We start from the raw sequence: 12,032 nt of genomic DNA, 5'->3' as shown, positions 1-12,032 counted from the left end.
GGAACGCAGCCTGCGCCCCAACGGGGTGAGAGCGCGCCCCGTCGCGGCACATCACCCCGGGTGAAACCGCCGGTCACAGGCCCTGCGGCATTGAGGAGGCCCGGTCCCGTGCGGCACGATTGCGGCATGCACGACGCGGTCTCCCGGACGACGCACTCCCCCCGCCTGAGGGGGCGCGACGACGAGATCGCCGCGCTGCGCGCGGCCCTGGACGGGGTGCTCCGCGGGGAGGGCGCGTGCGTGCTCGTGGAGGGCGCGTCCGGCACCGGCAAGAGCGGACTGCTGACCCGCCTGGGAGAGCTGGCGGGCGCGGCCCGGTTCGACGTCCTGTGGGTACGGGCCGACGAGCTCGACCAGTACGCCCCGCTGGCCGCGCTGCACGCCGCGGTGCACGGCCCCGCCGCCGGCCGCGCCCCCGACGTCACCGGCGACCGGCGGCTGTGGCTGCTGGACGGCATCACCGACGCCTTGGAGGACCGCGCGCAGCGCGCCCCGGTGGCGGTCCTCGTCGACGACGCGCAATGGGCGGACCCGGCCACCTTGTTCGCCCTGCGGACGCTGCCCGGGCGGCTGGCGGCCTCCCGGGTCCTGTGGGTGATCGCCGTACGTTCCGGCACCGAGCGGTCCGACGTCACCCGGATGAGCCGTACGCTGCGCGACCGGGGTGCGCGCGGGCTGACCCTCGGGCCGCTCCCGCCCGCGGCGCTGCGGCAGCTGGCGGCGGACGTCCTCGGGGCGGCGCCCACCCCCGCCCTGTCCCGGCTGCTGGACGGCAGCGCGGGCAACCCCTTCCTGGCGATCGAACTCCTGCGCTCGCTGCGCGACGCCGACGCCCTCGGCATCCACGGCGGCACCGCGACCCCCCTGACCCAGGAGATGCCCGCCGGATTCCGGCGCAGCGTCCGGGAGCGGCTGGACCGGCTGCCCGAGGACGCACGGCATCTGCTGCAGATCGGCTCGGTGCTGGGCCGCGCGTTCGACCTCGGCGTCGTCGCCCGGATGCTCGGCAGGCCGGTCGGCGGGCTGCTGTCCGCCGTGGACAGCGTCCTGGGCGCACAGCTGCTGGTCAGCGCGGGCCGCCGGTTCGCCTTCCGGCACGACCTGATCCGGCAGGCCGTCCACGACGACCTGCCGCTGCCGGTGCGCGTGGCCCTGCACCGGGAGGCCGCCGACGCCCTGCGCGACGGCGGCGGCGACCGGGCGGAGATCGCCTGGCACCTCGTCCTGGCCGGCGGCACCATCGACGACGCGTCCGTGCACACCCTGACCACCGCCGTCCGGGAGCTGTCGCGGACCGTCCCCGGATCCGCCGCCGACCTCGCGCGTCAGGCGGCGGACCTGCTGCCCGCCCACGACCCGCGGCGCGTCGAACTGCTCACCCATGCCGCCGAACTGCTCGGCTGGACCCGGCGGGTCAACGAGGCCCTGGAGCTGGTCGACGCCACCATCTCCGACGGGCTGCAACCCGCCCAGGAGGCCGCGCTCCGGCTGGTCGGCGGCGAGATCCACCAGGCGGCGGGCGACGACGCGGCCGCGATGAGCCATCTGCGGCGGGCCCTGGAGCTGCCCGACCTCCCGCAGGACCTGCGCGTCCGGCTGCTCAAGGCCAAGGCGACCGCCCACATCCACCGCCGCGAGATCACGGCCGCGGAGGAGACGGACACCGGGCTGGTCGAGGCGGCGTACCGCAGCGCCGACCCGGCCGTCGTCGTCAGCGCCATGGTCTTCCAGTCGCAGACCGCCTTCTACCGCGGCCACCTGGACCGCGCCCTCGAACTCGCCGAGAACGCCTCCGGACGGGCCGCCACGACCGCCGACGGCCTGCGACTGCGGCCGCCCCGCATCCCGGCACTGTGGCTGGCCATCGTGATGCTGTCCACCGACCGGCTGGAGGACGCCCGGCGGGTACTGCGCGAGGGCCAGCGCTCCGCCGAATCCCTCGGCCTGGGCTGGTCACTGCCCCACTGGCACGCCTGCCGGGCCATCGCCCTGCTGGAAGGCGGCGCCCTGGACGACGCGGCCGTGGAGGCCGAAGCCTGCCTCACCGTAGCCGCGGAGCTGGAGACGGCCCGCGCGGTGCCCCTGGTCCGCGCCGTCCTGGCCCTGGTCGACACCGCGCGCGGTGACCTCACCCAGGCCGGTGCGCATCTGCGGGCCGCGACCGCGGCCGCACCCGACGGCACCCCGTACGGCCCGTGGACGGCGCTCGCCCACGCCCGCCTCCTGCAGGCCCAGGGCCATGGCGTGGCGGCGGCCGAGGCACTCGGCGCCTTCTTCCACGCGGGTGACCGTACGGCCTGGCTGCTCTGTCTGCCCCCCGGCCACTGGCCGGCCCTGGCGCGTGCGGCACTGCGCGGTGGCGACCGGGCGACGGCCGAGGCGGTGGCCACGGTCGTGCGCGCCGTGGCCGAGGAGAACGGCGGTCAGGACGTCGTCCTGGCGGTACGGGACCACATCGACGGGCTCCTGGATGACGACCCCGCGGCACTGCAGGCAGCCGTCGCGGAACACCGTCTCGGGGGCCGCCTCCCGGCGGTCGCCGCGGCACACGAGGACCTGGGCACCCTCCTGGCCGCGCACGGCCGTACCGATGCGGCGGTCGCGTCGCTGGAGGAGGCCGCGCGGCTCACCGCCGGGACCGGGGCCCTCCACGACAACGAGCGCGTCCGCCGCATCCTGCGGGACCTCGGCGTACGCGCCTCCGGGATGACCCGCCGCGCGGCCGCCACCTCCGGCTGGGACAGCCTGACCGAGTCCGAGCTGAAGGTGGTGCCCCTCGTCGCGGAGGGACTCACCAACCGGGCCATCGCCGACCGCCTCTACCTGTCCGTCCACACGGTCAACACCCACCTGAAGCACGTCTTCACCAAGCTCGGCATCAACACCCGCGTGGAACTGACCCGGTTGGCGGTGGAACGGACCGGCGCGGGCGCCGACCGGACCTGACCGCTACCTGACCGCGGCCATCGCGGCCTGACCGCGCGGGCCGCCAAGATCCCTTGAATGGGCGATGCCCGCCCATGGCCCTCCTCCCGATGCTGGTGGCGGGGCAGGCCTCCGGTCCGGTGGCCGCCCCGCTCAGTTCCGGGAGTGAGGGACCATGACGACCGCGCGCGGATACCGCGGCTCTCTCCAGGGCATCGTGGCGGCCGGCGCGGCACCCCACGGCTACACCCTGGCCCTGTGGACGGCCACCGCCGTGGCCGCGTCCGCACGGGACGCACCGTCCGCCGCGGAGGTGCTGGCGCTGCTCACCGGCGCCACGCTCACCTACGTCGCGGTGGGGGCCGCCGCCCACGGCGGCCCCGGGCGTCCCCTGGCGCGCACGGCACCACCGGCCGGCCCCGTCTGGGCCGCACTGCACCTGCCCACGGTCGCCCTCGGCGCCGTGTTCAGCGCACTGATGGCGCACGTCCTGTCCGGGCCCCTGCTGTGGGGCCTGGTGGGGGCCACCGCCACCGGCGTGTACCTGCTCGGCGCGGGCGCCCAGTTCTGGTGGGCCGGGACCGTACGGCGCCCCTCACCCCCGTCACCCGGACCGACCGTACCGACCGTACCGACCCGAGGAACCGCCATGACGCTCGTACTCGACCCCGCCGCACAGGACCTGCTCTTCCGTGAGGCCCGCACCGCCAACACCTTCACCGACGCCCCGGTCACCGACGAGCAGGTCCAGGACATCTACGACCTGGTCAAGTACGGCCCGACCTCCATGAACCAGCAGCCGCTGCGGGTCGTCCTGGTCCGTTCCGAGGACGCCCGCGCACGCCTGGTGCAGCACCTGGCCGAGGGCAACAAGAAGAAGACCGCGACCGCGCCGCTGGTCGCCCTGCTCGCCGCCGACAACGAGTTCCACGAGGAACTGCCCGCCGTCTTCCCGCACTTCCCGCAGGCCAAGGACGTGTTCTTCGCCGAGCGCGCGGTCCGCGAGCGGTCCGCCGCCCTGAACGCCGCACTGCAGGTGGGCTACTTCATCGTCGGCGTCCGCGCCGCCGGCCTCGCCGCCGGCCCGATGACCGGCTTCGACGCCGACGCGATCAACAAGGAGTTCTTCCCCGACGGCGACCACTGCGTCCTCGCCGTCGTCAACATCGGCAACCCGGGCACGGACGCGTGGTTCGCGCGCAACCCGCGACTGGCCTACGACGAGGTCGTCAGCACCGTCTGACGCCGGACACCGAGGATGACCGCGCTCAAGCCCCCGGGGCCACCCCCGGGGGCTTGAGCCATTTCACGCGGGCCGAATTCCGCCCGCTCGTCAGTCGGCGGCAGACCAGGCGGAGGGACCGATTCCGCTTTAGGATCCTCGATGGGCCGGCTGCCGCAGTGGATTCGCATTCCGGAGCCCTTCGTATTGCGCGCCGCACATCGCAGAATTCGAACAGGAATAGGAGAGCCGCCATGACCCCGATGGCGTTCCGTCGTGGCATTCTCGCTTTCGGCCTCACCATGGCGGCCGTCGCCGCATGCGCCGCCCCCGCGGCGAAGGACGCCACCGGCGAGGCGCCCGCTGCCGTCGTCGCTCCGGCAACGTCCATGCGGCCGACCGACAAGCTGTCCGTCCTGCTCGAGCAGGCACTCCCGAACGTCAAGGGCAAGACGTTCACCTCGGCGGTCGTGGACTACCCGCCCGATGGGAGCACGCCCCCGCACCGGCACGGGGATGCCTTCGTCTACGCCTACGTCCTCAAGGGCACGGTGCGCAGCCAGCTCGCCGGAGAGCCGGTGCACACCTACCGCAAGGGTGAGTACTGGGTCGAGCCGCCGGGCGCCCACCACGTGCTGTCGGAGAACGCCAGCCGAACGGAGCCCGCGCAGTTGCTGGTCGTCTTCATCAGCAACACGGGGGATGCGATCAAGGTCGACGATCCGTCGAGCTAGGACATCGGTTGCGGTCTCCAGCGCCGCGGCAAGCTCGGAGGAGAAGCATGAGCAGCCATGACGACGCGGATTACGCGGCCAGGGCGGCACGGCTGGGCTGCGCCTCGATGGTGGACGCGATGGGCCGCGTCCACAGCCATCGCGCGCACATCCTCGCCCTGTCGAGCCCCGTTCCCTCCAGGACGCTGTTCGGCCCGGCCGTCACCCTCGCGTACCTGCCCTATCGCGACGATCTGCCGCAGGCCGGGACCGGCTTCGGTGAACTCTTCGACCAGGCGGTCGGCGACGACCCGGCCGGGAAGGTCCTCGTACTGTCCAGCGGCGGGTACCCGGACGTCTCGCACGGTGGCGGTACGAAACTGTCCCGGGTCAAGCGTCACCAGCTCGCCGGTGTGCTGGCGGACGGCAGGCTGCGGGACTTCGCCCAACTGCGCGACCACGGCTTCGCGTCGTGGTGCCGGGGCGAGGCGACGCGCTGGGGCGGCGACGTCGTCATGCCGTACGCGGCCGGCGTCGCCGTCGAAGTCGCGGGGGTGTGCATCACTCCCGGTGACTACGTCTTCGCCGACGCGGCGGGAGCCGTGGTCATCCCTCAGGCCAGCTTGGAGCGGGTGTTCCAGGAGGCGGCCAAGGTCGAAGCCGAGGACTCCGAGTCCGTCGCCCGGCTCCTCGACGAACGCCCGCCCCGGTAGCGGCGCAGCTTCCCGGCGGCCGCAGGCCACACGTCCGGCGCCCGCGCCTGTCGCACCGTCGAGTAGGTGACCTCGGTACCGCAGACTGCGACAGGTCGCGCAGACGGACCGGCGCGACGGCCGACCGCCGTCATCACCAGCACGCACCGCGAACGAGGTTCTGCCGGCGTGTTGTCATCCACGCCCGGGCCCGCTCCCGCCAACGGCCGGGTCCCGCTCACCGCCTGCGGCGCGAGCGGACTTGACGTGCCGTTGGGCCCATGGACGGCCGTGGCCTGACCCGGATGCGGCCGTCGCGCGCCGGCGATTTTTCGATCCCGTCCTCTCCCTTGCCCGGTCGGGCCATCGGTGCCATGCTGCGTATCGCGAACAAGGTGTTCGCAATATGAACTCGCTCTGGCACCGCTCATCGACGGAGATCGTGATCATGTTCCAGCAGCTGTTGAAGTCAGCCGGCCCGCCCGTGGTCGGCACGTTCGTCAAGATCCCCTCACTGGAGATCGCCGAGATCATCGGCGCGGCGGGGTTCGACTTCGTCGTGATCGACACGGAGCACGCCCTGCTCTCGGTCCGCGACGTGTACTCCCTGGTGGTGCTCTACTCCCGGATGGACGTCGCGCCGCTGGTCCGGATCACCGACCACGGATACGGCGACGGCCAGCGCTACCTCGACGCGGGAGCGGCCGGGATCCTGGTTCCCCACGTCTCCAACGCCGGGCAGGCGGAGGCGACGATGAAGCAGTTCCTGTTCCCTCCCGCCGGTACGCGGGGGATGGGACTGGCGGCCCGGGCCGGATTGTGGGGCAGCATCAGCGGCGGTGCGGCCGAGTACGTGCGCGCGGGTCAAGAGGACGCCGCACGGATCGCGATGGTCGAGGAGCGGGAGGCGGTCGAGGACATCGAGGCGATCCTCACCGCGCCTGGCGTGGACGCCGTGTTCATCGGGCCCGGTGACCTCTCGCTCAGCCTCGGGGTGCCCGGCGGCTCGCCGGCCGTGCACGACGCCGTGACCAGGTCGATCAACGCCGCGGTCCGCGCCGGCGTCCCGGTCGGCACCGTGGCCCGGGGCGAGGAGCAGATCCGCTTGCGGGCCGAACAGGGCTGCCGGTTCATCCTGGTCGGCAACGACACCGGGATGATCTCCGGAGCCGCCCGGCGGACGCTTTCACAGGCGCGGGACGCCCTGCCGGTGGCCGTCCGATGATCGACAAGATCCGGCCCAGCGCCGCGGACTCCTTGACCCGCATCCGCAGCGGAGCGTCCGTCGCCATCGGCGGGTTCGGCCAGACCGGCGTGCCCGTCGACCTGATCGACGCGCTCTGCGACCGCGATGTGCGCGAGCTGCACGTCATCGCCAACAACGGCGGCCGGGGACTGCCCGGCGAGCGCGGGATCGGCAGGCTGCTCAAGGAGAACCGGGTCCGCAGGCTCTCCTGCTCCTTCCCGGTCAACCCCGACTTCTTCCGGCGGTACTTCGCCGGCGACGTCGAGATCGAACTCGTACCGCAGGGCACCCTCGCCGAACGGCTGCGTGCCGGAGGTTCGGGCCTCGGCGGGTTCTACACCCCGACCGCGGCCGGGACGATGCTCGCCGACGGCGGTTTCGTGGTCCGTTACGGCGAAGGCGGCACAGCCCGGGAGACGCTGACGGAGAAGGAGAGCCGGGTCATCGACGGCCGCACCTACGTGCTCGAGTCGCCGTTGCGCCCGGATTTCGCCCTGGTGAAGGCTCACGTGGCGGACCGGTACGGCAACCTCCGGTTCCGGCTCGGTGCCCGCAACTTCAACCCGCTGGCCGCGATGGCCGCCCGCACCACGATCGTGCAGGCCGACCACGTCGAACGCAGCGGATCCCTGCCGCCCGACGACATCCACCTGCCCGGTCCCTTCGTGGACCACGTCGTGGAAACCGCAGGGGAGCCGGTGCGATGACCACCACTCAGCAGGGCCTGACCCGGGCGGAACTGGCCCGCCGCGTGGCCGACGACCTGGTGGACGGGTGGTGCGTGAACGTGGGCATCGGCGCTCCGCTCCTCCTGCCGGAACAGGCCACGCCCGGAAGGGAGATCGTCTACCACAGCGAGCACGGACTGCTGGGCGTCGGCCCGGCGCCGCACGGCGCGCCGGACCCCGATGTCACCGACGCGGGCAAGAACCCCGTCACGCTGCTCGAGGGTGCGGCCTCCTTCGACTCGTCGCTGTCCTTCGCCATCGCCAGAGGCGGCCGGCTGGACCTGTGCGTGCTCGGCGCGCTGCAGGTCGGTGAGAACGGCGACCTGGCGAACTGGCTGGTCCCCGGCGGCAACCCCGGGGTGGGCGGCGCGATGGATCTGGTGGCCGGCGCCCGTCGCATCTGGGTGATGATGACCCATCTCGACAAGCACGGCGAACCCAAGCTGCGCAAGCGGTGCAGCTTCCCGCTCACCGGGCCGGGCGTGGTCGACCGCGTCTACACCGACCTGGCCGTGTTCGAGTTCGTCGACGGCGTCCTGACGCTGCGCGAGTGCGCCCCCGGCATCACCCCGGACCACGTCACAGCAACCACCGAGGCGACCCACACCGTCGATCTGCGAGGGGGCCAACCCGTATGACCAGGCAGGTGTCCGCACGGATAGCCGGTGCCTTCGAGCATCCCCTGCGCAAGATCCCCGACCGCACCGTGCCACAGGTGATCGCGGAGGTCGCCTACGGCGCGCTCGCCGACGCCGGGCTCGGCCCGGCGGACGTCGACGGCTTCTTCTGCTCGAAGGTCCCCGGGCTCGGCTCGATCGCGATGGCCGACCACCTCGGACTGACGGACCTGTCCTATGTGGACGTCACCGAGGCCGGCGGCGCGTCCTACCCCATGCACGTCGGACACGCCGCGGCCGCCGTGGCGAGCGGCAAGTGCCATGTGGCCCTGGTCGCCATGGCCGGGCTCCCGCTGAGCGGTGGCGGCACCACCGGTGGTGCCCGCGGTCCCGAACACCCCTATGAGGCGGGTTACGGCATCACCGTGCCTGCCGGATACGCCCTGGCGGCACGCCGGCACATGCACGAGTACGGCACCACCTCCGAACAGCTCGCGGAGATCAAGGTGGCGGCCGCGCACCACGCGCAGTACAACCCGCATGCGCTGCTGCGCAAGCCGGTCACGATCGAGGAGGTGGTCGGCTCCCCGATGATCTCGGACCCGTTGCGCCGGCTGGACTGCTGCGTGACCACCGACGGCGGCGGCGCACTGGTCGTCGTGTCCGAGGAGGTCGCCCGCACCCTCCCCCGCCGCACGGTGAAGGTCCTGGGACACGGCGAGACGGTGAAGCACAGCGCGATCGGCCGGATCGACCTCACCCACACCGGCGCCGCGGTGTCCGGGCCACGCGCGTTCGCCGAGGCGCGGCTGACGCCGCAGGACGTCGACTACGTCTCGATCTACGACTCCTTCACCATCACCGTGCTGATGAGCCTGGAGGACCTCGGCTTCTGCGAGAAGGGCAAGGGGGGTGCCTTCGTCACCGGCGGCACCCTGCGGGCCGACGGCCGGCTGCCGTTCAACACCGACGGCGGCGGCCTGTGCAACAACCATCCGGATTCCCGCGGCGGCATGATCCGCACCATCGAGGCCGTCCGCCAGTTGCGCGGCGAGGCGGCACCGGAGGTCCAGGTGCCGGACTGCCGGATCGCCCTGGTCCAGGGCCACGGCGGCAATCTCGGCTTCCGCACCGCGGCGGCCACCCTGTTGCTCGGATCGGAGGACGCATGACCCCGCACGACCCGGTCCTCTCCCGCCTGGAGGAAGGGCTGGCCGAGGGCCGGCTGGAACTCCCCCGCTGCACCGACTGCGGCACGCTCGTCTGGTACCCGCGCGCCCGCTGCCCGCACTGCATGTCGGACGGCCTCGCCTGGGAGGCGTTGTCCGGCACCGGCACCGTCCACTCCTACACCGTCAACCACCGCGGTCAGGGCGACCACGCCGGAAAGGGCCCCTTCGTCATCGCCTACGTCGAACTGGCGGAAGGCCCTCGTGTCCTGTCCCACCTGGACGCCGACCCGGACTCGCTGCGTGTCGGCACGCCCGTGCGGCTCAGCCGGGGGCTCGACCAGGAAGGACGCCTGCACCTGCGTTTCGAGCACCTCGAGGAGAACCCGTGACCTACACCAAGGACGATCCGCGCTCCGCACTGTCCGCGAGGACCGCACCGACACCCCGGAGGTCCGGCGAGGCGATCGCCGCGCCGCAGTTCCTCGACTTCTCCGTCACCGCCCCCGACGCCGTCACCGCGGCGGGCAGCCGGCAGTGGATCGTGCGGGGCCAGAACTTCGTACTGATCCACACCCAGCCGGAGCCCGGCGACACGATCTTCTCGGCCGAGCTGGCGTCGGAACAGGTCGTGCTGCTGATCGACGGGAACAGCTCGCTGCGCGGCTCCGGATCGGGCGAGGAGCACGCGGTCGACGGTCCGGCCCTGGTCGTCGTCCCGCCCGGTTCCAGCGAGATCGTCAGCACGGGCACCGGGCCGATCGTGCAACTGATCCAGTCCGACGAGGCCGAGTGGGCGGAACGGGCGGCCAACGCCGACCGCTACGCCGAGCCGCACCCGCGGGTCGCGCCGCTGGAGCCGTGGCCGGAGCCGGTCGGCGGCTACCGCTGGCGCACCTACCTGATGGCCGACGTGCCGGAGGACCCCGAACGTTTCGGCCGGCTCTTCCGCACCCGCGCCTTCATGGTCGGGTTCTTCAAGCCGGGCAACGGTCCCCGTGATCCGCACCGGCTCTCGCCGCACACCCACGACGACTTCGAGCAGTGCAGCCTGGTCGTCGCCGGCACCTACGTCCACCACATCCAGACGCCGTGGGGCCCCGACGCCACGGCCTGGCGGCCGGAGGACCACGCCCGCGTCGGCAGCCCCTCGGTCGCCATCATCCCGCCGCCCACCGTGCACACCTCGCAGGCCATCGGGTCCGGCGTCAACCACCTGATCGACATCTTCGCCGGCCCGCGCCACGACTTCTCCGCACAGCCCGGCTGGGTGCTCAACGCCGACGAGTACCCCGCCCCGGTCAACTGACCCCGGCCCACCAGACATCGTGCCTTCAGCGCCGAAGGGACCCCTTGCCATGTCCTCCACCACCGAAGTCAAGGCCAGATCGACCGACTCCGACCTACGGGCCCGCAGACGGCGGGCGATCACCAGCGCCTGGGCCGGTTTCGCCGTCGACTCCTACTCCATCTACGTGGCGTCGACGGCCCTGCTGCCCGCCATGGTCTACTTCCAGTCGAACCTCTCCCCCAGCCAGCTCTCGGTGTTCGTCGGCATGACCTTCGCCGCGACCCTGATCGGCCGTCCGATCGGCGCCCTGCTGTTCGGTCACTTCGCGGACCGGATCGGCCGGCGCAAGGTCGGGTCGATCACCATCTACGGGTTCGGCACGATCTCCCTGCTCATCGCGCTGCTGCCGGGCGCCGAGGTGGTCGGCCCCACGCTGGCCACGACGCTGCTGATCGGGCTGCGTTTCATCGAAGGCATCTTCCTCGGCGGGGAGTACACCGCCGCCACGCCGATGGCCCTGGAGTACGCGCCGCAAGGGCGTCGGGGATTCACCGGCGCGCTGATCCAGTGCTCGGCCAGCGGCGGCCCGTTCTTCGTGGCCATGCTCACCTCGATCGTCCTGGTGTTCGCGCCGAACGCCGGACTGCACTCGCCGTACGTCCAGTGGGGCTGGCGGATCCCGTTCTTCATCGGCGCCCTGCTGTCCTGGGGGGTCGCCTGGTTCCTGCGCCGGCGGGTCGAGGACTCGGACGTCTACAAGGAGACGGCACGGTCCAAGTCGCCGTTGCGCGACATGCTCAAGGGCTCGTCCGGCCGGGCGTTCCTGCAGTCCTACCTCATCATGACCGGCGTCTTCTTCGCGGTGAACATGCTCGGCAGCGTCATGCCGCAGCTGCTGCTGTCCAACGAGGGCTACACCGCGTCCGACCTCGCGCACACCCAGCTGGTCAACGCGTGGCCGGGCATGGCGACCTACCTCTTCTACGGCTGGCTGAGCGACCGGATCGGCCGCAAGCGGGCGCTGTACATCGCCGCGACGACCACGGTCCTGCTGACGCCGGTCACGCTCACGCTGATGGGCAGCGGGCACGTGCACGGCTGGCTCGGGCTGACCGCCCTGGCCTCGCTGACGAACGTGTTCATCGTCGGCTCGCTGGGCGTGCTTCCGGCCTACATCAACGAGCGCTTCGCCACCGCGGTCCGGTCGTCGGGCTGGGGAGTCGCGTACAGCACCGCGGTCGTCATCCCCGCGTTCTTCTCCTACTACCAGCTGTGGCTGGCCCATCTCGTGCCCTTCCACTACACCGCGGGAATCCTCTCCGCGTTCGGCGGACTGATCATCCTGACGGCCGTCACGGCCGGGCCGGAGACCCGCGGGGTCGACCTGAACACGGTGGGCGAACGAGCCGGCGCCACGGCATGACACTCA

At 72.3% G+C, this 12,032-nt stretch carries 11 protein-coding genes; all 11 read left to right on the top strand.

What is annotated here, in order from left to right; translation table 11 throughout:
- The first annotated feature begins 126 nt into the window (after window positions 1-126).
- The 11 genes from PV350_RS08045 (at window position 127) to PV350_RS07995 (ending at window position 12,026) form a co-directional block, all read left to right on the top strand.
- A complete protein-coding gene (locus PV350_RS08045; protein ID WP_500333236.1) occupies window positions 127-2,946 on the top strand; it encodes a helix-turn-helix transcriptional regulator in 2,820 nt (939 codons plus the stop codon).
- 628 nt (window positions 2,947-3,574) lie between these two features.
- Entirely contained in the window at window positions 3,575-4,168 is a 594-nt protein-coding gene (locus tag PV350_RS08040) for a malonic semialdehyde reductase (RefSeq protein ID WP_499516692.1), read from the top strand.
- A 233-nt stretch (window positions 4,169-4,401) separates the two neighbouring features.
- Window positions 4,402-4,881, top strand: coding sequence for a cupin domain-containing protein (locus PV350_RS08035; RefSeq protein WP_500333235.1), 480 nt, complete (start codon window positions 4,402-4,404; stop codon window positions 4,879-4,881).
- 47 nt (window positions 4,882-4,928) lie between these two features.
- Window positions 4,929-5,573 carry an RraA family protein gene (locus PV350_RS08030; protein WP_499508928.1) on the top strand — a complete coding sequence of 215 codons (645 nt, stop codon included), beginning with the start codon at window positions 4,929-4,931 and terminating at the stop codon, window positions 5,571-5,573.
- Between the two features lie 385 nt (window positions 5,574-5,958).
- A complete protein-coding gene (locus PV350_RS08025) occupies window positions 5,959-6,777 on the top strand; it encodes an HpcH/HpaI aldolase family protein (protein WP_500333234.1) in 819 nt (272 codons plus the stop codon).
- The gene (locus PV350_RS08020; RefSeq protein WP_499508930.1) at window positions 6,774-7,505 is read left to right on the top strand and encodes a CoA transferase subunit A; all 732 of its coding nucleotides are present in this window, start codon (window positions 6,774-6,776) and stop codon (window positions 7,503-7,505) included. The genes PV350_RS08025 and PV350_RS08020 overlap by 4 nt, the downstream gene beginning before the upstream one ends.
- Window positions 7,502-8,164: a 3-oxoacid CoA-transferase subunit B gene (locus PV350_RS08015; protein ID WP_500333233.1), complete on the top strand. Its 663-nt coding sequence runs from the start codon at window positions 7,502-7,504 to the stop codon at window positions 8,162-8,164. Before PV350_RS08020 ends, PV350_RS08015 begins: the two co-directional genes overlap by 4 nt.
- Before the next feature lie 8 nt (window positions 8,165-8,172).
- Complete coding sequence (locus PV350_RS08010) at window positions 8,173-9,315, top strand: thiolase domain-containing protein (RefSeq protein ID WP_500333232.1); 1,143 nt, start codon at window positions 8,173-8,175, stop codon at window positions 9,313-9,315.
- Window positions 9,312-9,704: a Zn-ribbon domain-containing OB-fold protein gene (locus tag PV350_RS08005; protein WP_499508933.1), complete on the top strand. Its 393-nt coding sequence runs from the start codon at window positions 9,312-9,314 to the stop codon at window positions 9,702-9,704. The genes PV350_RS08010 and PV350_RS08005 overlap by 4 nt, the downstream gene beginning before the upstream one ends.
- A complete protein-coding gene (locus PV350_RS08000) occupies window positions 9,701-10,621 on the top strand; it encodes a cupin domain-containing protein (protein ID WP_500333231.1) in 921 nt (306 codons plus the stop codon). Before PV350_RS08005 ends, PV350_RS08000 begins: the two co-directional genes overlap by 4 nt.
- A 49-nt stretch (window positions 10,622-10,670) precedes the next feature.
- On the top strand, window positions 10,671-12,026 hold the full coding sequence (locus PV350_RS07995; protein ID WP_500333230.1) for an MFS transporter: 1,356 nt from the start codon (window positions 10,671-10,673) through the stop codon (window positions 12,024-12,026).
- Window positions 12,027-12,032: the final 6 nt, after the last annotated feature.

Origin of the sequence: Streptomyces sp. PA03-6a, assembly GCF_033792765.1 — a bacterium.
GTDB lineage: Bacteria > Actinomycetota > Actinomycetes > Streptomycetales > Streptomycetaceae > Actinacidiphila.
Note: the sequence above shows the minus strand (reverse complement) of the source record. Positions and strands in the feature narration are given on the sequence as shown.